A 26,639-nucleotide genomic window follows, 5' to 3' on the forward strand; every position below is an offset into this window, starting at 1 on the left:
CCCCACGGTATTCCCACACCCGTTGCGAACAAAGCGCGAATATCGCTACATGGACGCATGAGCCTGGCCGAAAGCGAATCGCCCCCATCCCCGACCTATCTCGACCGCCTCAACGCCGAGCAGCGCGACGCCGTGCTGCACGGAGCGGGCGCTGTCGCCGACCCGTTGCTGGTGATCGCCGGCGCGGGCTCCGGCAAGACCAACACGCTCGCCCACCGGGTTGCCCACCTGATCGTCTCCGGCGCCGACCCGCGCCGCATCCTGCTGATGACCTTTTCCCGCCGCGCCGCGCAGGAGATGGGCAAACGCGTGGAGCGCATCGCCCGCGAGGTGATGGGCGAGAAGGCCGCCATCCTTGCCGACGGGCTCACCTGGTCCGGCACCTTCCACGCCATCGGCGCAAGGCTTATCCGCGAATACGCCCCCGTCATCGGCCTCAGCGACACGTTCTCGATCCACGACAGGGCGGACAGCGCCGATCTGATGAACCTCGTGCGCCATGAACTGGGCCTGTCCCACACCAAGAAGCGCTTTCCCGCCAAGGGCACCTGCGTCGCCATCTATTCCCGCGTCGTCAACGCCGAAGCGGACCTGGAAGAGGTGCTGAAGACCTCGTTTCCCTGGTGCCTCGACTGGACGGCCGCGCTGAAGGCGCTGTTTGCGGCCTATGTCGAGGCCAAGCAGGCGCAGAACGTGCTCGATTACGACGATCTGCTGCTCTACTGGCGCGCGATGGTGACGGAGGCTGGACTTGGCGAAGAGATCGGCGGCCGCTTCGACCATGTGCTCGTCGACGAGTATCAGGACACCAACAAGCTCCAGGCCGCGATCCTGACAGGCATGAAGCCGGACGGGCGCGGGCTCACCGTGGTCGGCGACGACGCGCAGTCGATCTATTCCTTCCGCGGCGCGGAAGTGCGCAATATCCTCGATTTCCCGAACCTTTTCCCGCAGCCCGCCCGCATGGTGACGCTGGAGCGCAACTACCGTTCCACCGAGCCCATTCTGGCCGCTGCCAACGCCGTCATCGCCCAGGCGCGCGAGCGCCATGCCAAGGACCTGTGGACGGAGCGCACCAGCACGGCGAAGCCGAAGCTTGTGACCGTGCGCGAGGAAAACGATCAGGCGGCTTATGTTTGCGAGGAAGTGCTGGCGATGCGCGAGGCCGGCACGCTCCTGAAGCATCAGGCGGTGCTCTTTCGCGCCTCGCACCATTCCGGCCCGCTGGAGATCGAGCTCACCCGGCGCAACATCCCCTTCGTGAAGTTCGGCGGGCTGAAGTTCCTCGACGCCGCGCACGTGAAGGACGTGCTCGCCACCTTGCGCTTTGCCGACAATCCGCGCGATCGCGTGGCCGGCTTCCGCGTGCTGCAGCTCATTCCGGGCGTCGGTCCGTCGACGGCCGGCGCCGTCATGGATGCGCTCGTGGTGAGCGAGGATCCGGTCGGCGAGCTCGCCTGCTTCCCCATCGCGGCCAAGGCGCGCGAGGACTGGGCGAGCTTCGTCGCGCTCGTGTCTGATCTGCGCAAACGCGCAATCGAGTGGCCGGCGGAGATCGAGCGCGTGCGGCGCTGGTACGAGCCACATCTTGAACGCCGGCACGAGGAAGATGCGGAGGTCCGCAAGGCCGATCTCGCGCAGTTGGAACAGATCGCGGCCGCCGCGCCCGACCGCGCCCGGTTCCTCACCGACCTGACGCTCGATCCGCCCGACGCCACCTCCGACATGGCCGGCCCGCCGCTTCTCGACGAGGACTACCTGATCCTCTCCACCATCCACTCCGCCAAGGGGCAGGAATGGAAGCAGGTCTTCGTGCTCAACTGCGTCGACGGCTGTATCCCGTCCGATCTCGCCGTCGGCACGAGCAACGAGATCGAGGAGGAACGGCGGCTGCTCTACGTGGCGATGACGCGGGCGAAGGACGCGCTGCATCTGATCACGCCACAGCGTTTCTACACCCACGGCCAGCGTTCGCGCGGCGACCGCCACGTCTATGCGAGCCGCACCCGCTTCATCGATACCTCGTCGCTCGATCGTTATGAGCGTTGCGCCTGGCCGGCGGCGCCGAGATCGGCGGAGGCCGCCGCCGCGCGCCCCGCAGTGCAGCCGGTCGATCTCAAGGCGAAGATGAAAGGCATGTGGCGGTAGCACCCGGGCATGTGGCGGAAGAGCGTTGGCTGTGGCCCATCCTTCGCTCGCCGCTCATCCCCGCCGTCTCGCGCCGCCAAGCGGGCGGACCAGATCCGGCGCAGGCAGGAACTCCGCTCCACGCTCTGCCATGAAGGCGCGGAACGCCTCGGCTGCCGGCAGCAGGCGGTGGTCCGCGCGCTTGACAACATGCCATTGCCGCACCACCGGCAGTCCGACGACTTCCAGCATCGAGAGCCTGCCCGCCTCCAGTTCCGTGGCGCAGGTGTGCGCCGACAGGAGCGCGATGCCGAGGCCGGCCATCACCGCCTGCTTGATCGTCTCGTTGGAACTGATCTCCATGCCGTAGCGTGGAGCCTCCATCTTCATTTCCGCAAGAACGCGCTCGGTGAGCATTCGCGTGCCGGAGCCCTCCTCGCGAACGAGGAAGGTTTCGCCAGAAAGCTCCGATATGTCGATAGGCCCCCGGCCGACCAACGGATGGTCGGGGGGCGCGATAATGATGTGCGGATGATCGCCGATGACATCCGCCTCAACCGGGAAGTCGCTCGGTGGCCGCCCCATCACCGCAATGTCGATGGAGGTATCGGCGAGCGCCGCCACCGTCTCGCCGCGGTTGCCGACGACGAGGCGGATCTCGATATCCGGGTGATCCCCGGCAAACCCGGCGATCGCCATCGGCGCGAAATATTTCGCCGTGCTGACCACGCCGACCGCAACGCGCCCCCGCCCGAGCCCGCGCAGAAGCTGAAGCGATGCCTCGCATTCGGCCAGGGCGAGCTCGATACGTTTTGTCGCACCCAGCAGTTCGGCACCGGCGGCCGTCGCATGGAAGACGTTGTCGAACCGCTCCAGAAGCGGCATCCCGGCCGCCTCCTCAAGAAGCCGGATCTGGGATGTAACCGCCGGTGGCGTCACATGAAGTTCCGATGACGCTGCCGTCACCGTGCCGGTGCGCACGACCGCCGCGAGCGCCCGCAGTTGCTTCAACGAGACATTGCGCATCGCACACCCTTCAATAAAATTTAATCAATACTAATTTCTTTCAAATTTCCTTTATACGCAAGTTTTCGCATCGTCACTCTGGCAAGCGCCGGCACGGACGCATTTCAGACGTCTCAGGACAACGGCGCGGCGAAACAAACTCTCGAGCCCCAGAGCCATTCGAACACGACACCGCTGCGGCAGGACCGCCCGCAGCGGACGGGAAGACTGCGACCGTCGGCGACCGCACCGAGGGCGACGGCACGGGCAGGACGCGGGACCGGAGGAGACGACGATGACGAATTTCGAGGAGCTGTCGGACTGGTTGCGGGGTTGGGCGGGCGTTGACGCCAGTCGCCGCGACATCGCCGATACGGTCCTGGCCTTGGCCGACGTTGGCCGCGAGATTTCCGCGCTCGTCGCGGCAGGGCCTCTGGCGGGAGACCAGTCCGGGATCGTCGGCGAGAACTCCGACGGCGACCTGCAGAAGCTCCTCGACCTCGCCTCCCATCGCGACGTGCTCGCGGCTCTCGCCAACGCCCCCGTCGCCCATGTCGGTTCAGAAGAGGCGCCGGAGCCTGTCACGCTCAATTCCGGCGCACCGCTCGCGGTGGCCGTCGATCCGCTCGACGGTTCGTCCAACATCGGCGTCAACCTGCCGATGGGCACGATCTTTTCCATTCTTCCTGCACTGGCAGCCGGGGCTGAGGCGAGCTTCCGCCAGACCGGCCGCAACCAGCTCGCGGCGGGATTTCTCGTCTATGGCCCCATGACCGAACTGGCGCTGACAGTGGGAAGCGGCACGCATGTCTTCGTGCTCGACCGCCGCGACGAGACGTTCCGGCTGGTCAATGGCGCCGCCTCTATCCCCCACGCGACGGACGAATTCTCCATCAACGCGTCCAACTACCGGCACTGGAACGAGGCGTTGCGCGCCTACATCGACGATTGCCTTGCCGGCGATGAAGGTGTGCGCACGAAGAACTTCAACATGCGGTGGTACGGGTCTCTGGTGGCGGAAGCCTCCCGCATCCTGACGCGCGGCGGCGTTTTTCTCTATCCCGCCGACCAGCGCCATGGCTACGGCGACGGCCGGCTCAGGCTCGTCTACGAGGCAAACCCGATTGCCTTCCTGGTGGAACAGGCCGGGGGTGCGGCCTCCTGCGGCTCCGGCGCCATCCTGGACCAGGTTCCCGACGACCTGCACCAGCGCGTGCCGCTGATCTTCGGCGCGTGGGAAGAAGTCGAGCGCATCGAGCGCTACCTCAACGATCCCCATTCGATGGGCGACCACGCCCCGCTCTTCGGCCGGCGCGGCCTGTTTCGCGCCTGAGGGAGACAAATCATGTCGACACTTCATCCGATCATCTCGGTTACAGGTTCTTCCGGCGCCGGCACCACGTCCGTTCGCCAGACCTTCGCGCAGATCTTCCGTCGCGAAGGCATCGAGGCTGCCTTCATCGAAGGCGATGCCTTCCACCGCTACGACCGCGCCGAGATGAAGCGCGTAATGCTGGCCGAAACGCAGACGGGCAACTCCAATTTCAGCCATTTCGGCCCGGAGGCGAACATCCTCGACAGGCTGGAGGATCTCTTCCGCAGCTACGGCGAGACCGGAACCGGCCAGACGCGTCACTACATTCACGATGCCGAGGAAGCTGCCCTGTTCGGCTCGGCGCCCGGCACCTTCACGCCATGGTCTCCCCTGCCGGATGCCACCGACCTCCTGTTCTACGAAGGACTGCACGGCGCGATTGTCACGGAAACACTCGATCTCGCCCGTCACGCGGACCTCAAGATCGGCGTCGTGCCGGTGATCAACCTGGAGTGGATCCAGAAGATCCACCGGGACCGCGACACCCGCGGCTATTCCACAGAAGCGGTGACCGACACGATCCTGCGGCGTATGCCGGACTACATCCAGTTCATCTGCCCGCAGTTCACCCAGACCGACATCAATTTCCAGCGGGTACCCACGGTCGACACCTCAAATCCCTTTATCGCCCGGTGGATCCCGACGGCCGATGAATCGATGGTCGTCATCCGCTTCCGCAACCCGCGCGGCATCGACTTTCCCTATCTGCTGTCGATGATCCCCGACAGCTTCATGTCGCGCGCCAATTCCATCGTCATTCCCGGCGGGAAGCTTGATCTCGCGATGCAGCTCATCCTGACGCCGATGATCCTGCAGATCGTGGAGCGCAGCCGACGCGCACAGCGATCCCGCCCCCGCCCGCGCGTCGCCATCAGCGAGGGAGCCAAATGATGACCCCCAACGACACCGCCGCGATCCTGGAAAAGGACAGCCGTTCCGTCGGTCATCGACAGATGGCCAATGCCCTGCGCGCCCTCGCCATGGATGCGGTGGAAGCCGCCAGGTCCGGTCACCCCGGCATGCCGATGGGCATGGCCGACGTCGCAACCGTGCTCTTCACACGGTTCCTGAAGTTCGACCCCAAGGCGCCCAACTGGCCGGACCGCGACCGCTTTGTGCTGTCGGCCGGGCACGGCTCGATGCTGCTCTACGCGCTGCTGCACCTGACCGGCTATGCCGATTTTCCGCTTGAGGAGCTGAAGCGCTTCCGCCAGTTCGGCGCGCGAACCGCCGGCCATCCCGAATACGGCCACGGCGCAGGCATCGAGACGACCACCGGGCCGCTCGGCCAGGGGCTCGCCAACGCCGTCGGCATGGCGCTTGCCGAACGCATGATGAATGCCCGCCTCGGTGACGATCTCGTCGATCACATGACCTACGTGATCGCCGGCGACGGCTGCCTGATGGAAGGCATCTCCCAGGAGGCGATCGCGCTTGCCGGGCACCTGAAGCTGTCGAAACTCGTGGTGCTGTGGGACGACAACGAGATCACGATCGACGGGGCCGTCTCCCTGTCCGACAGCACCGACCAGATCGCCCGTTTCGAGGCGTCTGGCTGGAACGCCTGCCGCATCGATGGCCACGACCCGGCAGCCATTGCGGACGCCATCGACGAGGCACGTCTTTCCGACCGGCCGAGCCTGATCGCCTGCCGCACCACCATCGGCTTCGGCGCACCGAGCAAGGCCGGAACATCCGGCTGCCACGGTTCGCCCCTCGGCGCGACAGAAATTGCCGGCGCCCGCGAGGCACTCGGCTGGCCGCACGCCCCGTTCGAGATCCCGGACGATATCCGCATCGCATGGAGCGCCGCGGCCCACCACGGCACAGCGCAGCATCTTGCCTGGAACGCGCGCCTCAATGCGGCCGACGACGGCCGCCACGCCGCATTCGCGGCACACCTCGAGCGCGATACGCGCGACGTCGTCGACTCCGCTCTTGCACGGCTGAAACAAACCTTCACCGAGGAAAACCCGACGCTCGCCACCCGCGTTGCCTCGCAAAAGGCACTGGAGGTCTACACAACGGCACTGCCGCAGCTCATTGGCGGCTCGGCCGATCTCACCGGTTCCAACGGCACCCGTGTCAAGGCGCAGAAGGCAATCGCGCCCGGAGACTATGTGGGTGACTACATCAACTACGGTATCCGCGAACACGCCATGGCGGCGGTGATGAACGGCATTGCCCTTCATGGCGGCTTCATTCCCTACGGCGGCACGTTCCTTGTCTTCGCCGACTATTGCCGCCCGGCCATCCGGTTGTCCGCGCTGATGGGCCAACGCGTGGTGTACGTGATGACGCACGATTCCATCGGCCTCGGCGAAGACGGCCCGACGCACCAGCCGGTCGAGCATCTGGCTTCGCTCAGGGCCATCCCGAACCTGCTGGTCTTCCGCCCGGCGGATGCGATCGAGACGGCGGAGGCCTGGGCCTGCGCGCTTACCGAAACGACCCGCCCGTCGCTGCTCGCCCTGTCGCGACAGAACCTGCCGGCGCTGAGGACATCGGCCACGGACGAGAACCGCGTCGCGCGCGGGGGCTACATCCTCAGGGAACCAGAGGGCGGGCGTGACGTGACGCTGATCGCCACCGGTTCCGAAGTATCGCTGGCGATGGAGGCGGCCGACCTGCTGGCAACACGCGGCATCGAAACGGCTGTCGTCTCGATGCCCTCGTTCGAGCTGTTCGCGGAGCAACCGGCGGACTACCGCGCCGCCGTTTTGGGCGAGGTCCCGCGTATCGGCGTCGAAGCCGCCATCCGGCAGGGCTGGGACGCGCTCCTCGGTCCCGGCGGCCAATTCATCGGAATGACCGGTTTCGGCGCCTCGGCACCTGCCGACCGGCTCTACCGTCATTTCGGCATCACGCCCGAGCGCATCGCAAATGCGGCGGCCGAGGCACTTGGCGAGCGATCCGCGTGAGCACCGACCCCCAAGAGGCCCGCTTCAGAGGGTCCGGCAATCAGGAGGACTGAACCCATGGCACGCATAACCCTCAGACAGTTGCTCGACCACGCGGCCGAGCACGGCTACGGCGTTCCCGCGTTCAACATCAACAACATGGAGCAAGGGCTGGCGATCATGGAGGCGGCCCGGGCGGTCGATGCGCCGGTCATCATCCAGGCGTCCCGTGGCGCGCGCGCCTACGCCAACGACATCATGCTCGCCCGCATGATCGACGCGCTCACCGAGATCTATCCCGAGATCCCGCTGTGCATGCACCAGGACCACGGCAACGACGAGGCGACCTGCCTCACCGCCATCCGCCACGGCTTCACCTCCGTGATGATGGACGGCTCGCTGGAGGCCGACGCGAAGACGCCCGCCTCCTACGACTACAACGTCGCCATCACCGCTCGCGTCGCGGAAATGGCGCATTGGGTCGGGGCGTCGGTGGAAGGCGAGCTCGGCGTTCTCGGCTCGCTTGAGACCGGCGAAGCGGAAGCGGAGGACGGGCACGGCGCGACCGGCAAGCTCGATCACGACCAGCTCGTCACCGATCCGGACCAGGCCGTCGATTTCGTGGCGCGCACCAAGGTCGACGCGCTTGCGATCGCCTGCGGCACCTCGCACGGGGCCTACAAGTTCACGCGCAAGCCGACCGGCGACATCCTCGCCATGAACGTGATCGAGGAAATCCACGCGCGGCTTCCGAACGTGCATCTCGTCATGCACGGCTCGTCGTCGGTCCCGCAGGAATTGCAGGACATCATCAACGCCCACGGCGGCGCGATGCCCCAGACCTTCGGCGTGCCGGTCGAGGAGATCGAGCGCGGCATCCGTCACGGCGTCAGGAAGGTCAACATCGACACCGACTGCCGCATGGCGATGACCGGCCAGTTCCGCCGCATCGCGCGGGAAAACCCGGCCGAGTTCGATCCGCGCAAGTTCCTCAAGCCCGCCATGGACGCGATGCGCGCGCTCTGCATCGACCGCTTCGCCCGCTTCGGCGCGGCGGGGCAGGCCTCGAAGATCAAACCCGTTCCGATGAGCGAAATGGCCCGGCGCTATGCCGCCGGCCTGCTCGACCCGCACGTCGCCAAGGCAGCGGCCGCATAGGCGCCGGACGAACCGAAAAGGACAAGGATCATGGACAGCACCACCACCGAAATCCGCGGCAAGGAACGCTACAAGGCCGGCGTCCTGAAATACGCCCAGATGGGCTACTGGAACGGCGACTACGAGCCCAAGGACACCGACGTCATCGCGCTGTTCCGCATCACGCCGCAGGACGGCGTCGATCCGATCGAGGCCGCCGCCGCCGTTGCCGGCGAAAGCTCCACCGCCACATGGACGGTCGTGTGGACCGACCGGCTGACCGCCTGCGACAGCTACCGCGCCAAGGCCTACCGGGTCGATCCCGTGCCCGGCACGCCCGGCCAGTACTTCTGCTACGTCGCCTACGACCTGATCCTGTTCGAGGAAGGCTCGGTCGCAAACCTCACCGCCTCGATCATCGGCAATGTCTTCTCGTTCAAGCCGCTGAAGGCGGCACGGCTTGAGGACATGCGCTTTCCGGTGGCCTACGTGAAGACATACAAGGGCCCGCCGACCGGCATCGTCGTGGAGCGCGAGCGTCTCGACAAGTTCGGCAAGCCGCTGCTCGGCGCCACCACAAAGCCGAAGCTCGGACTTTCGGGCAAGAACTACGGCCGCGTGGTCTACGAGGGTCTGAAGGGCGGGCTCGACTTCATGAAGGACGACGAGAACATCAACTCGCAGCCCTTCATGCACTGGCGCGACCGGTTCCTCTACTGCATGGAAGCCGTCAACCGCGCGGCGGCCGAGACCGGCGAGGTCAAGGGCCACTATCTCAACATCACCGCCGGCACGATGGAGGAGATGTACCGCCGCGCCGAGTTCGCCAAGGAGCTCGGATCGGTCATCGTCATGGTCGATCTGATCGTCGGCTGGACGGCGATCCAGTCGATCTCGGAGTGGTGCCGGGCCAACGACATGATCCTGCACATGCACCGCGCCGGCCACGGCACCTACACGCGCCAGAAGAACCACGGCATCTCCTTCCGCGTCATCGCAAAATGGCTGCGGCTCGCCGGTGTCGATCATCTTCACGCGGGCACGGCTGTGGGCAAGCTTGAAGGCGATCCGATGACCGTGCAGGGCTACTACAACGTCCTGCGCGAGCCGAGGAACGAGGTCGATCTGGAACGCGGCGTCTTCTTCGAGCAAGACTGGGCGGATCTGAAGAAGGTCATGCCGGTCGCCTCGGGCGGCATCCATGCCGGCCAGATGCACCAGTTGCTGAGCCTCTTCGGCGACGATGTGGTGCTGCAATTCGGCGGCGGCACGATCGGCCATCCGATGGGCATCCAGGCGGGCGCCACCGCAAACCGCGTCGCGCTCGAAGCGATGGTTCTGGCCCGCAACGAGGGCCGCGACATCGATGCGGAAGGCCCGGAGATCCTGCGCGCCGCCGCCAGGTGGTGCAAGCCGCTGGAAGCGGCCCTCGATACCTGGGGCTCGATCACTTTCAACTACACCTCCACCGACACCTCCGACTTCGCGCCGACCCCGGCCGTCGCGGTCTGAACAGGGAGACAACCATGCGTATCACCCAGGGATGCTTTTCGTTTCTCCCGGACCTCTCCGACGACCAGATCGTCGCCCAGGTCGAATACTGCCTCGACAATGGCTGGGCCATCGGCATCGAGTTCACCGACGACCCGCACCCGCGCAACACCTATTGGGAGATGTGGGGCAACCCGATGTTCGACCTGAAGGATGCCGCCGGCGTGATGATGGAACTGAAGGAGTGCCGCGCGGCCAATCCCGACAGCTACATCCGGCTCAACGCCTTTGATTCCACCCGCGGCTTCGAGACGGTGCGGATGTCGTTCATCGTCAACCGGCCGAAGGTCGAACCGAAGCTCGACCTGACCCGCACCGACGTGATGGGCCGGCGGATGGACTACACGCTGAAGGCGATGAGGTAGAGGGGGCGTGTTGCCAGTTTGCTGAGATGAACCGCATCCACCCCCTCTCCCATGGGGAGAGGGTCGGGGTGAGGGGTATCGGGCTCTCGTGGATACGGAGAGCTCTCATCCCCTCACCCGGCGCATGCGCGCCGACCTCTCCCCATGGGAGAGGTAATGACACGGTCTCTTTATGTGAGACCGCCGCTCAATCATCCCGCGCCTCTCGAACCGAAAGGCCCAGAAACCATGACCAACGCCATCACCGCTCAGGACCCGGTCGAAACACCGCCGGCAACCGTCGACCTTGCCGAAGAATTCGCGGCCTCCGGGATCAGCGAGATCTTCGACGAACTCGATCGCGAGCTCGTCGGCCTGAAGCCCGTCAAGCAGCGCATCCGCGAGATCGCGGCGCTGCTGCTGGTGGAGCGCGCGCGGCAAAAACTCGGGCTTTCCAACGAGACGCCGACGCTTCACATGTCGTTCACCGGAAACCCCGGCACCGGCAAGACGACCGTGGCACTGCGCATGGCCGACCTGCTGCACCGGCTCGGCTACGTGCGCAAGGGTCACCTCGTCTCGGTCACGCGCGACGATCTCGTCGGCCAGTACATCGGCCACACCGCGCCCAAGACCAAGGAAATCCTGAAGAAGGCGATGGGCGGTGTGCTGTTCATCGATGAGGCCTACTACCTCTATCGGCCCGACAACGAGCGCGACTACGGCCAGGAGGCGATCGAGATCCTGCTGCAGGTAATGGAGAACCAGCGCGACGACCTCGTCGTCATCCTCGCCGGCTACGGCGACCGGATGGACAAGTTCTTTGCCTCCAACCCCGGCTTCCGCTCCCGCATCGCCCACCACATCGACTTTCCGGATTATTCCGACGACGAGCTTCTGCATATCGCCGAAACGATGCTGGAGGGACAGAACTATCATCTTGATGCGGAAGCGCGCGCGCTGATGGCGCATTACATCGAACTGCGCCGCGCCCAGCCGCTCTTCGCCAACGCCCGTTCCATCCGCAACGCCCTCGACCGCGCCCGTCTGCGGCAGGCGAACCGCCTCTTCCAGACCTCGCAAGGCCCTGTCGGTACGGACGCGCTCAGCACCATCAAGGCCGAGGACATCGCCGTCAGCCGTGTCTTTCGTATCGCCGACGCGGAATCCACGTCACATGAGACGGAAGGCCGATAACCGGCACCGGCGGCTAGCACTCGATCCGGCCCAGGCAGGGCAGTGATCTCGCGGGCAAAAAAAAGCGATGGTGACCGCCTCGGGACCGGTCACCATCGCTACCGGGCTGTCCTTGCGGGGACACTGTCACGGCTGACAGAACCGTTGCCCGGAAAGGAAGAGCGTGAGGCCTGCACCGGCCTGCAGCGTGGCGGCAACGAACGCGAGTGGAGAGCGATAGCAGGGACACGTTAGGCTCCGTCGCCTCGAGCCGCGGCCCGAACCGGTCCTGCGCTGGCACCAAATCAACGAAGTCGCGTCAAATCACTCACGCCGAAAATGCAATTGTCTCCACCCGCACCATGCGTTGCCTGGAGAAAAAAATAACCAATCAAATAATTTCTGCCGCATTGACCTTCCGGCTATCGGCACCCAATCGAAATATGCGCCCGCGCTGCTTACCTTGGGGAGAATAACAAGCTTTTCGGGAATTGGCTACGTCAAAGCTACCCTTGGGGCAAATCTGCACCATGAGGAAAACGCAACCTGCAGAGGCTTTTTCTCAGAATATTTTCCCCGCGGTCTGGCTTTATCGCGGCAGCAAATTCCTGGAGCCTCCACCGAATGCTTGCGCGGCTATCCGGGCCGGGCCGGGCCTTTCAGCTCATTGCGGAGAGCTTTTCGAGACTGTCGAAGACAGCGCCGAAGTGGCAGGCCGCGCCCGCGAGCACGAAGACGTGCCATATCGCCTTGGAAAAGCGCAGCCGTTCCCACGCATAGAACAGCACGCCGAAGGAATAGAGCCCGCCGCCGATGGCGATGAGCCACAGGGTCGAGGTCGGCAGGGCCTCGCGCAGGATGGGATAGACCAGCACGCCGCACCATCCCAAAGCCAGATAGGCAGCCACGGCGACGCGATCGAACCGGCCCGGCAGAGCGAGCTTGAGGATGATCCCGACAACCGCAAGCCCCCAGACGGAGGCCATCAGCGCAATCGCGATCGCGTTCGTCGGCATCTGTGCGATGAACGGCGTGTAGGTTGCCGCGATGAGCAGGAAAATGGCTGAATGATCGAAGCGGCGCAGGATCCACTTCGCCCGCGAGATCGGCCACATGTTGTAGAGCGAGGACGCAGTGAGCGCGGCGATCAGACCGGTGACATAGATACAGACGGCAACGGAGAGCGCCGGCCCCGCCACGCCGAAGGCATGAACGAGCAGCACCACCGCTCCGCCCACGGCGAGCGCCAGGCCGATGAAATGGACAACGGCGTCGGCAATACGTTCCAGGCGATCCTCGTGCCATGAAACGATATGCGCCCAGTCATGCGTCACTTGCTCTCTCCATATCGCTACCGCGTACTGTCATTGTGACAGCGAACCACGACACTTCCGTTAAGGCAAAGCCCGCCATCGGGGGCTTTCGTCAACCCGAAGACCACACGGGCGGTTCCCCTCCCGCACGCCCCGCGCGCTGCGCTTCCGGATCTCCCGGCTTCGCTTAATATGTCATTGAATTTGGACATCTTCGCGTCGAAAATCCCTCAGCGAGGATCCGGCCTCGCGTTGCAGGTGACGGAAAAACCTGACGAATTTTCGAAGTGCGCGGCTTGGGGAAAATCGCGGACATGGTGTAGCATTCGCGCCCGCCGCCCATCTTGCCGCCTATCTAGCCACCCGTCCCGCGCGCGCCGGAACCATCGGGAACGCCCATGACCACGCCTCCGATTGCCGTCTTCGACGGCCATAACGACACCCTGTTGCGGCTGGAACTCGACGCGGCCACCGACAAGGAACGTTCCTTCTTCGAGCGTGGCGCCAACGGCCATATCGACCTGCCGCGCGCCCGCGCGGGCTCCTTTGCCGGTGGCTTCTTCGCCATGTTCGTGCCCTCGCGCATTGCGCCGGCGCAGGATTACACACCCGGCGACCCGGCGAATTTCGGCCCTGTCGACCAGGCCGGCGCGCTCGCCATGACGAACCGGCTGATGGCGCGGGCCGCAGCGATGGAAGCGGAGAGGCCGGAAGCCGTCGCGATCTGTCGGTCGAGCACGGAAATCCGCGAGGCCATGGCGGCGCGGCGCATCGCGATGCTGCTGCACATCGAAGGTGCCGAGGCGATCGATCGCGACTTCGCTGCGCTGGAAGACCTGCACGGGCGAGGCCTGCGCTCGCTTGGGCCCGTCTGGAGCCGCGCCAACATCTTCGGCGTCGGCGTCCCCATGCGATGCCCGGCCTCTCCAGACATCGGAGACGGGCTGACGGAGGCCGGCGTGGAGCTGGTGCGCGCCTGCGACAGGCTCGGCATTCTCGTCGATCTTTCCCACCTCAACGAGAAGGGCTTCTGGGACGTCGCGCGCGTCACGACGAAACCGCTCGTCGCAACCCATTCCAACGCGCACGCGGTCGCCCCCTCCTCCCGCAATCTGACCGACCGCCAGCTCGACGCCATCGCCGAAAGCGGCGGCGTGGTCGGGCTCAATTTCCACGTCGCCTTCCTGCGCCACGACGGCGCGTTCAATTCCGACACGCCGCTGGAAACGATGGTCCGGCACGTCGATCATCTCGTCGAAAGGCTCGGGCCGGAGGGCGTCGCGATCGGATCGGACTTCGACGGTTGCCTCGTCCCGCGCGCCATCGGCGACGCCGCCGGCCTGCCGCGGCTCTTCGAAGCGTTGAGAACGGCCGGCTACGACGAGCCGCTGCTGCGCCGCATCGGATCGGAAAACTGGATCTCGGTGCTGGAACGCAGCGGCATCTGAGGGGAAAGCCCCGCCTCGCGTCACCTCGGGCGAACGTGGCTTTCGTCAAGATCTGCCATGGAGGATGCGCCGATCTGGCCGAGCGTCTGGTCGACCTCGGCATTCAGGATGTCGAGCGCGCGCCGCGCGCCCGCCTCGCCTGCGGCGGCCGAACCGAAGACGAAGGGACGCCCGGCAAAGACGTAGTCGGCCCCAAGGCAATAGGCCTTGACGATGTCCGCCCCGGTGCGAATGCCGCTGTCCATCATCACCGGGATCCGGCCGTTGATCGCGCGAACGACCTCGGGCAGGCAATCGATGGCGGCAGGAGCTGCCTCCAGCTGCCGTCCGCCGTGGTTGGAGACGATGAGGCCATCGGCGCCGAGCCGCTCCGCATCGAGCGCATCCCGCGTGGAGAGAATGCCCTTGACCAGAAAAGTGCCCGGCCAGGCATCGCGCAGACGGGCGATGCGTTCCGGCGACAGGTTCGGCGAAACCTGGCTCGCCATGAAGGCGGCAAGCGTGCCCGCGTTCGCGTTCTCGTTCATGTAGGGCACATAATTGGCGAAGGTCGGCGTTCCGCGCCGCAACGTTTCCAGGATCCAGGCCGGACGCAGGGCGAAGTCGAGAATGGTTGCCAGCGACGGCTTCAACGGCAGCGAGAAACCGTTGCGCATGTCCCGGTATCGCCGGCCCGGCACCGGCACGTCGATCGTCAGGGCGACGACCTTGATGCCGGCTTCGCCCGCCCGCCGCAACATGTCGAGGGCGATCTCGTCGCTGTCTGAGACATAGAGCTGGAACCACGCGTCCGGCGCCACCTTCACGATGTCCTCGATGCTGGTCGAGGCCGCGGTGGAGAGCACGTAGGGAACGCCCGCCTCATGCGCCGTGCGGGCAAGGATCGTGTCCGTGTGCGGCCAGATCACGTTGGCGAAACCAACCGGGGCGATACCGATTGGGCCGCTCCGGCGAAGGCCGAACAGTTCCACCGATCGCGTGCGCACGCTGGCGTCGCTGAGGTTGCGCGGCTGGAGCTTCACCCGCGCCAGGGCGGCCGCGTTCTCGCAGACGGCCAGCCCCTCCCCCGCGCCGCCGTCCAGAAAATCGAATGCCATGCGCGGCACGCGGCGCTTCGCCAGCCTGCGCAGATCTGCGATCGTTTGTATGCGATCAAGTCCCATCGGAACCGCTCATCCTCCTCATGTCGCCCTCCCGGCGACTGGCTCTGCGACCTCGAATCGCGCCGCCTCCCGCGATCATGCCCGGTCCGGCCGCCGGCGGCGAGACGCCTTCACGAAGGTTCGATCCACCTGTAGAAATGGCCGCGCGGAAGTGCATGCACCCCCTCGGGTTGCGCGAAAGACATCAAGCAACGTGCGCACTCGAAATCTGATGCTCTAATTTCAATTGTTGAAATCGATGGAGCAAATAGTGTTTGACGCTGGGGGAAGCGGGTGACAGGATCGCATTGTTATTCGGCATAACTATCGATGTTGGAGGCGTCGAGCGGTTTCTGGCCGCGTGTCGGATACGGGAGGACCTTGGGAGGACACGAATGAAATTCCGTTCACTTGCGGTGGCCGGCGCGATTGCGATCGCGTGCGCCGCCATGACGCCCGTCGCCTCGACGGCGGCCGAAGTCACGCTGAAGCTTCACCATCTGCTGGGGCCGAAGGCGCCCGCCCAGACCCAGATGCTTGAGCCCTGGGCCAAGCGCGTGGAGGACTCTTCGGGCGGCCGGATCAAGATCGACATCTATCCCTCGATGTCGCTCGGCGGAAAACCGCCGCAGCTGGTGGGTCAGGTGCGCGACGGCGTCGTCGACATCATCTGGACCGTGCTCGGCTACACCGCCGGTCAGTTCCCCCGCTCGGAGGTCTTCGAGCTTCCCTTCATCCACACCAACAACCTCGTGGCCACCAACCTCGCCATGCGCGAGATGCTGGAAAACGGCATGCTGGCCGAAGAGTTCAAGAACATGCACGTGATCGCGCTGCACGTGCACGCGGGGCAGGCGATCCACATGGTGGACACGCCCGTGCGCAAGCCGGAGGATCTTGTCGGCAAGAAGATGCGCATTCCCTCGCGCACCGGCGCCTGGATCCTGGAAGCGCTCGGCGCCAATCCGGTCGGCATGCCCGTGCCGGATCTGCCGCAGGCGCTTTCCAAGAAGGTGGTCGACGGCGCGCTGATCCCCTTCGAGATCGTCCGCCCGCTGAAGATCCAGGAACTCACCAAGTACCAGACCGAAGGCGAAGGCCGCATCCGCTTCGGCACGACGACCTTCGTCATCGCCATGAACAAGGCGAAGTACGAGTCCCTGCCCGACGACCTGAAGAAAGCCATCGACGACAATTCCGGCGTCGAGTTCGAAAAGGAAATCGGCCGCGTCTGGACCCAGTCCGAAGTCGGCGGCGAGGAAGCGCTGAAGGAAGCGGGCAACGAGGTGATCGAACTCGACCAGGATCAGATCGACGCTTTCCGCAAGAAGCTCGAACCGGTCGTGGAGCGTTGGGTCGCGGATGTCGAGGCCAAGGGCATCGACGGCCGCACGCTGGTGGAAACCGCCCGCGCCACCATCGCCAAGTATTCGAACGAGAAATAGCGCCACCATCATGAAAGATCCGGACACCAATGGTGCCACCGGTTCCGGCCGAAGCGGAGCGAGCCCCCTGTGGCTCGCCCGCGTGGCCATCCGGTCCTGGGCGATCCTCGGCGGCTTCCTGATCATCGCGCTCGTTCTGATGACCACGGCGAGCGTGATTTCGGGTTTTCTCTTCGACAAGCCGTTTCCGGGGGACTTCGAGCTGGTGGAACTCGGCGTTGCCGTGGCCGTCTTCTCTTTCCTGCCGTTCTGTCAGCTGACCGGTGCCAACGTGACGGTGGACATCTTCACCGCCTGGGCCTCGCCGCGGCTTGTCGACGGCTTCAAGCTCGTCTCGTCGCTGATCGCCGGCGCATTCGCGCTGCTGCTGCTCACCACCATGTACGACGGCATGGAATATTACCGCCAGTACAACGAGGTGACGCCCATCCTCGAAGTGCCGATCTGGTCGGTCTTCCCGGCGATCCTGTTCTCGCTCGCGCTGCTCGCGGTCGCCTCGCTGATCACCCTCATTGAGGCCGTTCAGGGCCTCGCACACCCCGCCCCGCAGTCGCTCTAGGGCGCCGCCCCGACGCGCTCTCCAATTCCAGGCCCCGAGCTACTGGCCCAAAGAAGGCTCCAGAAACACGATGGATAGCAGTCTCGTCATCGGACTGGGCGGCCTGGGCGTCCTTCTGGCGCTCATCGTCATCCGGGTTCCCATCGCCTATTCCATGATCGTCGTCGGCCTCGGCGGCGCCGCGATCCTGTCAGGACCCCAGATCGTCCTTTACCAGCTGAAGGACCTCGCCTACGCGCAGTTCTCCATCTACGACGTGTCGGTCGTGCCGATGTTCGTGCTGATGGGCAACTTCGCCTCGCGGATCGGGCTCTCGCGCGATCTCTTCAACGCCGCCAACGCCTGGCTCGGCCGGTTCCGCGGCGGGGTGGCCATGGCGGCGGTGGCGGCCTGTGCCGGTTTCGGCGCCGTGTGCGGCTCCTCGCTCGCCACCGCCTCCACCATGGGACAGGTGGCGCTGCCGGAACTGAGGAGGCTCAACTACGCCCCCTCGCTCGCCACCGGAACGCTGGCGGCCGGCGGCACGCTGGGCATCCTGATCCCGCCCTCGGTGGTGCTGGTTATCTATGCCATCATCGTGGAGGCGAACATCGTCACCATGTTCATGGCGTCCCTCATTCCGGGTCTTCTGGCGATGGTGATGTTCATGATCACCATCTCCATCTATTGCTGGTTCCGCCCCGAAGCCGGCCCCGTGGGCGATCCCCTCACCGCGCAGCAGCGACGAAACGCGACCGTTGCCGTCCTGCCCGTGCTGGTGATCTTCGGCCTGGTCATCGGCGGCATCTATGCGGGCGCCTTCAACCCGACGCCGGCGGCGGCCGTCGGTGCGTTCCTCGTCGCGCTTTACGGTCTCGCGCGCGGACGCATGAGCGGCGCGACCTTCATCGGCGCGCTGCTCGACACCGCCAAGACCACCGGCATGATCTATCTGATCCTGCTCGGCGCGGAACTCCTGAAGATCTTCCTCGCCCGCGGCGGCGTTCCCCAGGCGGCGGCCGACGCGATGCTGTCGAGCGGCCTGCACCCTTACGTGATCCTGCTTCTTCTGTTGCTGGCGCTCATCATCCTCGGCTGCCTGATGGACAGCCTGTCGATGATCCTGCTCGCGATCCCCTTCTTCTGGCCCGTTCTGGTGGGGCTCGATTTCGGGATGGACGAGGAATCCCTGAAGATCTGGTTCGGCGTGATCGCGCTGGTGGTCGTGGAACTGGGACTGATCACGCCGCCGGTGGGGCTCAACGTCTTCATCATCAACGCCATCGCCACCGACGTTCCGATGAGCCAGACGTTCAAGGGCGTGTTTCCGTTCTTCCTGACCGAACTTGTCCGCGTCGCGCTGCTGGTCAGCTTTCCGGCGATCATCCTGTTCCTGCCGCGGCTTTTGAGCTGATCGCGCAGGACACGGCTATCAGGAGGACCGGGACCGGAGCTGTTCATCGTCTGGCGGAAAGCCAAGCGGCCAATCCTTCGAAACGGCCTTTCAGGCCTCCTCAGAGTCTGGCCTGAAAATGGTAACCGGTTCTTCGCCTCGGATTCTATGCGCCTTCATACCCCTCCATCGTCATCACCCGGCGAAGTCCGGGTGATCCAGCGCGTGCCCTAAGTGCTGCGGCTCGCGGTGGATTGCCCGGACGTCACCGGGCAATGACGGCGGAGGATCATGAGCGTGAGAAGTTGAAACCGCACAAGCGAGCGTCTCAAAGGAAGGGCCGACTGCAGAAAGACCTGCAATCATGCTCTGGCGACCCATGAAACGATCCGCCCTTCCTCGATTAGTATTTCAAATATTGAAATATATACTTCATTAAAAGTTTGACAACCTGCGGACGTCACTTAGAATTCAAAGAGATGACAGTGCTGCCGGGTGGAAAAGACCGGAGCGGCACAAAGAGAATAAGGGGCAGGTCGGGAGAACCTGCGCCGCGGGAGGAGACGTGGCCGTTCAGCACAACAATTCAGTCGCGCGCGCCTTCGCGATTCTGGATCTGTTTTCCGAAAGCCGGCCGCACCTGACGGCGGGCGACGTGGCGCGCGCGCTTTCGCTCAACAATGTCACCGCTCACCGTTTCCTGCATTCGCTGGAAGCGGTCGGCGCGCTGGTGCCGGTCAGCCGCGGCACCTACCGGCTCGGCCATCTCTTCGTCGATCTCGCCCGCCGCGTGACGTCTCACCAGGCGCTGGCCGAGACCGCGCAGCCGGTTCTCGACTGGGTGGCGGAAACGCTGAACGAAAGCGCCATGGCCTCCGTCTTCGAGGGCGGCAGCGTCGTCTGCCTCGCCACCACCAAGCCAAAGCGGCATCTGTTTGTCGATCTGAGGCCCGGCATGCGGCTGGAAGCGCATTGCACCTCGCAGGGAAAGATCTGGCTCGCCAGCCTCGACGACAAGACGCTCGCCCGGGTTCTCGACCAGATGCCGCTGAAGGGCCTGACCGGGCGCACCATCACCGAGCGCCCGAGGCTGGAGCGCGAGATCGCGACCGTGCGCGAACAGGGCTACGCCATCAATGACGGCGAGCGCGAGGAAGGCCTGCGCACCATCGCCGTGCCGGTCCTGGGCCGCGACGGGCGGATGATCACCGGGCTTTCCGTCTACGGTCCGGCCTCGCGGATCGACAACAGGGCGCTGGAGGCGGCGCATGCGGCGCTGAAGCAGGCGGCATCGCGGCTCGTCGATGCGCTTTACGGCGCGAACGCGTTGCCGCGCTGAACGCACGTGCGGCCAGCGGCCATCAGGAGGGGAGACCATGGAACGCACATTCGAGAACGAGATCGGGCTTCTGCGGCTCGGTGCCGGCGAGACCTTTCGCGGCGAAGGCATCCTCGCCATCACCAAGGGGTTGCTGCAATCGGGCGTCTCCTATGTCGGCGGCTATCAGGGCGCGCCGGTCTCCCATCTTCTCGACGTGCTGGTCTCGGCCCGCGACCTCATGGGCGAGATGGGCATTCATGTGGAATCCTGCGCCAACGAGGCCTCGGCCGCGGCCATGCTGGCGGCCTCGATCAACTATCCGGTGCGCGGCGCGGTGACGTGGAAGTCCATCGTCGGCACCAACGTCGCCTCCGACGCCCTCTCCAATCTTGCCTCGACCGGCGTCACCGGCGGGGCGCTGATCGTCATCGGCGAGGATTTCGGCGAGGGTGCCAGCGTCATCCAGGAGCGCACCTACGCCTATGCGATGAAGTCCGCCATGCTGCTCGTCGACCCGCGCCCCAATCTCGCCTCCATGGTCGACATGGTCGAGCACGCCTTCGCGCTGTCGGAGGCCTCGCACATGCCGGCGATGATGCAGCTCAGGATCCGCGCCTGCCATGTGCAGGGCGAATTCACCGCGCGCAACAACGTGAAACCTGCCCATGGCACAAACTCGAAATTCAGCGAGCCGGCGGACTTCTTCTATCCCCGCCTCGCCCATCCGCCGGTGATCTATTCGCAGGAGGTCAACAAGGTCTCCGAGCGCATTCCCGCAGCGCGGGCCTATATCCGCGAGCATGGGCTCAACGACCGCATCGCCGGCACAAAGCCCAGCCGCCTCGGCCTCGTCATCCAGGGCGGGCTCTACAACACCGTCATGCGCCAGCTTGGCGAGATGGGGCTGGCGGACGAGAACGGCACGCCCGACATCGATATCCTCTGCCTGAACGTGACCTATCCGCTGGTGCCCGACGAACTCATCGCGTTCGCCCGCGACAAGGACCGGGTGCTCGTCATCGAGGAAGGTAACCCCGCCTACATGGAGCAGCAGATGCTGCGCATGACCGTCGATGCGGGCCTTTCCACGCGCATCGACGGCAAGAACTACCTGCCGGAGGCCGGCGAATACACCGGCGAGGTTCTGGCGGCGGGGCTCGGCCGCTATTTTCTGGAAAACGGCGGCAATATCCTCGATCTCGATGCCATCCGGCGCCGGATGGAGCGGATGGAAAAGGTCCGGGCCGCGGCAGGCGCATTGCTGGAAGCGCCCCTGCCCCCACGCCAGCCGACATTCTGCACCGGCTGCCCGGAGCGCCCGGTCTTCGGCGCCATCAAGCTGGCGGAACGCACCGTCGGCAAGGTGCATGTCTCCGCCGACATCGGCTGCCACGCCTTCGGCACCTTCGCGCCCTTCAACCAGGGCAACTCGATCCTCGGCTACGGCCTGTCGCTGGCCTCCATGGCGGCGGTGACGCCGATGCAGGAGCGCCGGTCGCTCGCCATCATGGGAGACGGCGGCTTCTGGCATAACGGCGTGCAGACAGGTGTCGCCTCCAATCTCTACAACAAGGGCGACGGCGTCCTCATCATCATGAACAACGGCTACACCTCGGCCACCGGCCAGCAGGTGATCCCGTCCTCCAAGCATTCGGAGATCTTCGGCACCGGCGCCAAGATCGCCACGACGCTTGAGGCCATGGGCGTCAAATGGCTGAGAACGGTGCGCACCTATTCGGTGGAGACGATGGTGAAGACGCTGAAGGAAGCTTTCACCACCACGCAGAAAGGCCTGAAGGTCATCATCGCCGACGGCGAATGCATGCTGGCGCGCCAGCGTCGCGAGCGCTCGGAAAAGGCACAGGCGCTGAAGGAGGGCCGCCGGGTCGAGCAGGCGAAATTCGGCGTCGATGCGGAGGTGTGCACCGGCGATCATTCCTGCATCCGGCTTTCCGGCTGCCCGAGCCTCGGTGTCGCGACCAATCCCGATCCCTTGCGCAAGGATCCGATCGCGGAGGTGAAGCAGGATTGCGTCGCCTGCGGGCTCTGCGGGGAGATGGCGCACGCCGCCGTGCTGTGCCCGTCCTTCTACCGGGCCGCGCGCATCCACAATGCCGGCTGGTTCGAACGCACGCTGCATCGCATCCGCACCCGCGTCATCGGCGCCATGGCGGGGGCGGCATAAATGGCGACCACACGGCTCCTGATTGCAGCGCTCGGTGGCGAAGGCGGCGGCGTTCTCACCAACTGGCTGGTCGCGGCGGCCGCCGCGCAAGGGCTGAAGGCGCAGGCGACCTCGGTGCCGGGCGTCGCCCAGCGCACCGGCGCCACGACCTACTATCTGGAGATCGCCGATGCGGACGACAGCGCGACCGATCCGGTGTTCGCGCTGATGCCGGTCGCCGGCGATGTGGATGTCGTCGTGGCGAGCGAGCTTCTGGAAGCGGTGCGCATGGCCGAACGCGGCTTCGTCGTGCCGGACCGAACCTTCCTCGTCTCCTCCACCCATCGTGTGCTGACCATGCACGAGCGCATCGCGCGCGGCGACGGCGCACGCGATGCCGACAGTCTGATGCAGGCGGCGGAGCGGGCAAGCCGCGACCGTTTCCTGACGGACTTCGCGGCAATCGCCCGGAAATCCGGCGCGCCGCTCAATTCCGTCCTGCTCGGCGCAATCGCCGGTCGCAAGCTCACCCCGATCCACGCGGAGACCCTGCGCAATGCGATCGAGGCCGGCGGCATTGCCGTTTCGCGAAATCTGGCCGGCTTCGATGCGGGCTTCACGGCCGCCTCCTGCCTTGAGCGGTCGCCGGATGCTCCCGGAGAAACGCCTGCCGCCTCGAAAACGCCGGTTTCCACCGCGCTTGAGGAACGCGTGCGCGCGCTTCCCGGCGAGGCCCGCGAAATCGCCCGCATCGGGGTGGCCCGGCTTGTCGACTATCAGGGCACGGGCTACGCGGCGCGCTACCTCGACCGGCTCGCTCCCTTTGCAGACGACGGCGCGCTCTGCCGCGAAGTCGCGCGCCATCTGGCCGTGCGCATGTCGTTTGAAGACATCATCCGCGTCGCGCAGCTGAAAACCCGGGCAAGCCGGCTGGAAAGCGTGCGCCGCGAGATCGGCATCAGCGCGGACGAACCTTTCGAGCTTGTCGATTTCTTCAAGCCCGGCATTCCGGAACTTGCGGATATCCTGCCGCCGCGCCTCGGCCGCGCGCTGAATTCATGGGCGGAGCGGAAAGGCATTCGCGAGACGGCCCATTTCGGCATGAAGGTGAAGACCAACACCATCCTCGGCTTCGGCCGGATCTGGCTTCTGGCAAAGCTGAAGGGCTGGCGTCCGCGCTCGCTGCGCTTTGCCGAGGAACAGGCTGCAATCGAGGCGTGGCTGGAGCTGGTATCGCAGGCCCGCGCCGTCTCACCCGACTTCGCCCTCCAGACCGCGGACCTCGCCCGCCTCGTCAAGGGCTATGGCGACACCTACCGCCGGGGTCAGGAAACCTATGCGCGGGTGGTGGAGGATATGGTGCGCCCGGTCCTTGCGCACAAAAACGCCGTGGAAGATCCGGCCGCGCAGCTGAAAGGCGCAATCGCGGGCATCCTCACCGCGCCCGCCTGACGGTCTATTCAGCAGCTTGCGCCGGGGGCCCGTAAAGCCTTCGAATACCGGCGATATCGCCCGGCTGCGGCCCGGCGATCTCCTCGGAATACTTGAAATGCATGATCTCGCCCGCCCTTGCATAGTGGTCGAGACCGATGGCATGGCCGATTTCGTGGGTGAAGGTGAAGCGAAGGTCGTAGCCGTCCCGGCCGTCATGCGTGCCGATCTTCCAGGCGCGCTCGGGATTGAGGCAGATGGCCGATTTCTCGATCGCCACCACCGGGCCGCGGCCCCTCTCGGCCTTCACGTCCTCCTTCGCGGTACCGACATTCATGCCGCGATCGCTTGCCGGATGCGCGGCGTCCTGCCCGTCCTGCCGGTAGCGGACGTTTGCAAAGGCATAGCCGCGCGGCGTTCCTTGCGCGCCGATGACGATGTCGGCCCTCTCCGGATCGGAGATGCGCGAAAAGCTGACGCCGGCCACCGCATGCCACAGCCCGAACGCTGCCTCCGCCTGGCGCTCGATATCGGCCACCGCAAGACCGTTTCGCCGCGCGACATCGTCGAGCCGTTCGATCCGCTTGCAGTTGCGGGCTTCGACGTCAGAAAATGGCCCGGTGGCAAAGGCATATGTGATGTGGGCCGGCGCCCCGAGACGCGGCTCCCCCCATTTGACGATCCGCCCGTCAAGCCGCAGCAGCTTGTATTTCGGGCCGGCCATCGCCGTGGTCGCGCCGGCTCCGGCCAGGACCCCGAAGAGAGCCATGCCAGCCGCGACGATCCGCACTGCCATGTTCAAGGTTGCGATCCCCCTGATACGGAAACATGCGTTGCCCGGCTCGTTTCCCCCGACCGGGCGTCGTTCGCAAAAGGATAGGGATCGGATTCATCGCCATGCAAGCGTTAGAACACCTAAGTGAGCTCCCGCAGCAAGATTCACGCATGGCGCCAACGTATTGAATCAATATACTGATTTATAAAGAAAAGACTTTTCCGATTACCGCATGCAAGGGTGGCCAATACGGCTTGCGGCACTGCACAATTCGCAGTCTTATGACATTTATGCAACGCCTGACGTTACGTTTCTTTCGTACGGGAACTTCCTCTCCCTCGTCATTACCCGGACGAAGCCGGGCAATGACGGGCGTGGGTTGAGTGGAATGAGCGACGGTATCACCACTCCACTGAGATGTACTGCGTCTCCTGGAACTCCTTCAGGCCCTCGTGCGAGCCCTCGCGGCCGATGCCGGACTGCTTGACGCCGCCAAACGGCGCCGCCGGATCGCTGACGAGGCCGCGGTTGAGGCCAACCATGCCATATTCCAGCCGCTCCGACAGCGCGAGTCCGCGCTTCATGTCGCCGGTGAAGAGATAGCCGACAAGGCCGTATTCGGTGTCGTTCGCCTTCGCGATCATCTCGTCGTCATCGGAAAAACGCTGGAGAGCCGCCACAGGCCCGAAGATCTCCTCCGAAACGCATTTGCTGTCGGGCGCTACATCGCCCAGAACCGTGGCCGGATAGAAATATCCTGCCCCCTCCGGCACCTCGCCACCGCACAGGACCTTCGCCCCGCGCTTGACCGCGTCGTCGACCAGTTCCGCCACCTTGTTGCGCGTGTCCGCATTGACCAGCGAGCCGACCTCGACGCCGTCCTCCAGACCGTTGCCCATCTTCATGGCGCCCATGCGCTTCGTCAGCTTTTCGGCGAATGAGTCATAGACCTTGTCGTGGACGAAGAAGCGGTTCGCCGCCGTGCAGGCCTCGCCGATATTACGCATCTTGGCGAGGATCGCGCCTTCGACCGCCTTGTCGAGATCCGCATCGTCACAGACGATGAAGGGCGCGTTGCCGCCGAGCTCCATGGCCGGGTTGACGATGTTGTCGGCCGCGCTCTTCAGGAGCGTGCGGCCGACCTCGGTCGATCCCGTGAAGGAGACGACGCGCACCCGGCTGTCGTGCAGCATCGCGTCGACGATCTTGCCCGACGATTTCGACGGTACGACATTGACGACCCCCGCCGGAACGCCGGCCTGTTCCAGCACGGGCATCAGCGCCAGCATGGTGAGCGGCGTGGCGGAGGCCGGCTTGATCACCACCGGACAGCCGGCAGCCAGCGCCGGCCCGATCTTGCGTGTGCCCATCGCGGCGGGGAAATTCCAAGGCGTGACCAGAACGCCGATACCGGCCGGCTTGTGCTGGACGAGAATGCGGGCACCGGAGGCCGGTGACATCATCACCTCGCCTCGGTTCCTGACCGCTTCCTCGGCGTACCAGCGAAAGAACTCCGCCGCATAGGCGACTTCGCCGCGCGCATCCGAAAGCGGCTTGCCGTTTTCCAGCGTGATGAGCCGGGCGAAGCGCTCCTTGTCGGCGATGATCAGCTCCCACGCCTTGCGCAGGATTTCCGCCCGCTCGCGCGGGGAGCGACCCGCCCAATCGGCAAACGCCGCCTCGGCCGCATCGATGGCCTTGATGGCATCTTCCACGGTGCCGCTCGCAACCGATGCCAGCACCGTCTGATCGGCGGGGTTCAGGACGTCGAAGCGATCTCCTCCCGAGCCTTCCACCCACCTGCCGCCGATGTAAAGGTCGCTCGGAGCGGTCTTGGTGATCTGTTCGTTCATTCTTCTCACTCCATGGATTTCAGGTTCGCGCCACAATACGCGAGAGCTGGGGCAATTCGATACCCTAACGGCAGCGCCGATTTGCGGAATTCGCTCGTCGCTCGCGCTCCCCCAGTGCTGTCCGATCAACGTCTGGCTTCCGGCACCTGTTCCATGAAAACAACCATCCCCGCGATAGAGAGGCCGCGCCACGAGAAACCG

The 26,639-nt window shown here is 65.1% G+C and carries 20 protein-coding genes; 15 read left to right on the forward strand and 5 right to left on the reverse strand.

Features of this window, described 5'->3' with window-relative positions; all coding sequences use genetic code 11:
• Positions 1–57 precede the first annotated feature (57 nt).
• Positions 58–2,148 (forward strand): ATP-dependent helicase, encoded by a 2,091-nt coding sequence (locus V2L18_RS17490; protein WP_336179587.1) that lies wholly within the window; start codon positions 58–60, stop codon positions 2,146–2,148.
• A 54-nt stretch (positions 2,149–2,202) separates the two neighbouring features.
• On the opposite strand, the gene V2L18_RS17495 is transcribed toward V2L18_RS17490, so the two are convergent.
• Positions 2,203–3,153 carry a LysR substrate-binding domain-containing protein gene (locus tag V2L18_RS17495; protein ID WP_336179588.1) on the reverse strand — a complete coding sequence of 317 codons (951 nt, stop codon included), beginning with the start codon at positions 3,151–3,153 and terminating at the stop codon, positions 2,203–2,205.
• A 274-nt stretch (positions 3,154–3,427) separates the two neighbouring features.
• On the opposite strand from V2L18_RS17495, the gene V2L18_RS17500 reads away from it, so the two are divergent.
• From V2L18_RS17500 to cbbX, 7 genes are all read left to right on the forward strand, one after another.
• Positions 3,428–4,465 (forward strand): class 1 fructose-bisphosphatase, encoded by a 1,038-nt coding sequence (locus tag V2L18_RS17500; protein WP_336179589.1) that lies wholly within the window; start codon positions 3,428–3,430, stop codon positions 4,463–4,465.
• 12 nt (positions 4,466–4,477) lie between these two features.
• On the forward strand, positions 4,478–5,398 hold the full coding sequence (locus tag V2L18_RS17505) for a phosphoribulokinase (protein WP_336179590.1): 921 nt from the start codon (positions 4,478–4,480) through the stop codon (positions 5,396–5,398).
• Positions 5,398–7,428: a transketolase gene (tkt, locus tag V2L18_RS17510; protein ID WP_336179591.1), complete on the forward strand. Its 2,031-nt coding sequence runs from the start codon at positions 5,398–5,400 to the stop codon at positions 7,426–7,428. Before V2L18_RS17505 ends, tkt begins: the two co-directional genes overlap by 1 nt.
• Positions 7,429–7,485: 57 nt before the next feature.
• The gene (gene fba / locus V2L18_RS17515) at positions 7,486–8,565 is read left to right on the forward strand and encodes a class II fructose-bisphosphate aldolase (protein WP_336179592.1); all 1,080 of its coding nucleotides are present in this window, start codon (positions 7,486–7,488) and stop codon (positions 8,563–8,565) included.
• 30 nt (positions 8,566–8,595) lie between these two features.
• Positions 8,596–10,056: a form I ribulose bisphosphate carboxylase large subunit gene (locus V2L18_RS17520; protein WP_336179593.1), complete on the forward strand. Its 1,461-nt coding sequence runs from the start codon at positions 8,596–8,598 to the stop codon at positions 10,054–10,056.
• Between the two features lie 14 nt (positions 10,057–10,070).
• Positions 10,071–10,460 carry a ribulose bisphosphate carboxylase small subunit gene (locus V2L18_RS17525; protein ID WP_336179594.1) on the forward strand — a complete coding sequence of 130 codons (390 nt, stop codon included), beginning with the start codon at positions 10,071–10,073 and terminating at the stop codon, positions 10,458–10,460.
• Positions 10,461–10,688: 228 nt separating this feature from the next.
• Positions 10,689–11,636 (forward strand): CbbX protein, encoded by a 948-nt coding sequence (cbbX, locus tag V2L18_RS17530; protein WP_336179595.1) that lies wholly within the window; start codon positions 10,689–10,691, stop codon positions 11,634–11,636.
• A gap of 638 nt (positions 11,637–12,274) precedes the next feature.
• Here cbbX and V2L18_RS17535 read toward each other — a convergent pair.
• Positions 12,275–12,949, reverse strand: coding sequence for a hemolysin III family protein (locus tag V2L18_RS17535; protein WP_336179596.1), 675 nt, complete (start codon positions 12,947–12,949; stop codon positions 12,275–12,277).
• 377 nt (positions 12,950–13,326) lie between these two features.
• Between V2L18_RS17535 and V2L18_RS17540 the strand changes: the two genes are divergently transcribed.
• Positions 13,327–14,376, forward strand: coding sequence for a dipeptidase (locus tag V2L18_RS17540; RefSeq protein ID WP_336179597.1), 1,050 nt, complete (start codon positions 13,327–13,329; stop codon positions 14,374–14,376).
• Between the two features lie 20 nt (positions 14,377–14,396).
• Here V2L18_RS17540 and V2L18_RS17545 read toward each other — a convergent pair whose 3' ends face one another.
• The gene (locus V2L18_RS17545; protein WP_336179598.1) at positions 14,397–15,539 is read right to left on the reverse strand and encodes an alpha-hydroxy acid oxidase; all 1,143 of its coding nucleotides are present in this window, start codon (positions 15,537–15,539) and stop codon (positions 14,397–14,399) included.
• A gap of 374 nt (positions 15,540–15,913) precedes the next feature.
• On the opposite strand from V2L18_RS17545, the gene V2L18_RS17550 reads away from it, so the two are divergent.
• The 6 genes from V2L18_RS17550 to V2L18_RS17575 all read left to right on the forward strand — a co-directional run bounded on the left by V2L18_RS17550 (position 15,914) and on the right by V2L18_RS17575 (position 23,831).
• Positions 15,914–16,963: a TRAP transporter substrate-binding protein gene (locus tag V2L18_RS17550; RefSeq protein WP_336179599.1), complete on the forward strand. Its 1,050-nt coding sequence runs from the start codon at positions 15,914–15,916 to the stop codon at positions 16,961–16,963.
• Positions 16,964–16,973: 10 nt separating this feature from the next.
• Positions 16,974–17,522, forward strand: a complete 549-nt coding sequence (locus V2L18_RS17555) for a TRAP transporter small permease (RefSeq protein ID WP_336179600.1) — start codon at positions 16,974–16,976, stop codon at positions 17,520–17,522.
• A 70-nt stretch (positions 17,523–17,592) separates the two neighbouring features.
• A complete protein-coding gene (locus V2L18_RS17560) occupies positions 17,593–18,915 on the forward strand; it encodes a TRAP transporter large permease (RefSeq protein ID WP_336179601.1) in 1,323 nt (440 codons plus the stop codon).
• Positions 18,916–19,459: 544 nt separating this feature from the next.
• Complete coding sequence (locus V2L18_RS17565; protein ID WP_336179602.1) at positions 19,460–20,233, forward strand: IclR family transcriptional regulator; 774 nt, start codon at positions 19,460–19,462, stop codon at positions 20,231–20,233.
• A gap of 37 nt (positions 20,234–20,270) precedes the next feature.
• Positions 20,271–22,400, forward strand: coding sequence for an indolepyruvate ferredoxin oxidoreductase subunit alpha (locus V2L18_RS17570; RefSeq protein ID WP_336179603.1), 2,130 nt, complete (start codon positions 20,271–20,273; stop codon positions 22,398–22,400).
• The gene (locus V2L18_RS17575) at positions 22,401–23,831 is read left to right on the forward strand and encodes an indolepyruvate oxidoreductase subunit beta family protein (RefSeq protein ID WP_336179604.1); all 1,431 of its coding nucleotides are present in this window, start codon (positions 22,401–22,403) and stop codon (positions 23,829–23,831) included.
• A gap of 4 nt (positions 23,832–23,835) precedes the next feature.
• Here V2L18_RS17575 and V2L18_RS17580 read toward each other — a convergent pair whose 3' ends face one another.
• Positions 23,836–24,606, reverse strand: coding sequence for a matrixin family metalloprotease (locus V2L18_RS17580; RefSeq protein ID WP_336179779.1), 771 nt, complete (start codon positions 24,604–24,606; stop codon positions 23,836–23,838).
• Positions 24,607–24,986: 380 nt separating this feature from the next.
• Positions 24,987–26,438, reverse strand: a complete 1,452-nt coding sequence (locus V2L18_RS17585) for an NAD-dependent succinate-semialdehyde dehydrogenase (protein ID WP_336179605.1) — start codon at positions 26,436–26,438, stop codon at positions 24,987–24,989.
• Between the last annotated feature and the right edge of the window lie 201 nt (positions 26,439–26,639).

This window comes from Breoghania sp. JC706, from assembly GCF_037026715.1.
GTDB lineage: Bacteria > Pseudomonadota > Alphaproteobacteria > Rhizobiales > Stappiaceae > Breoghania.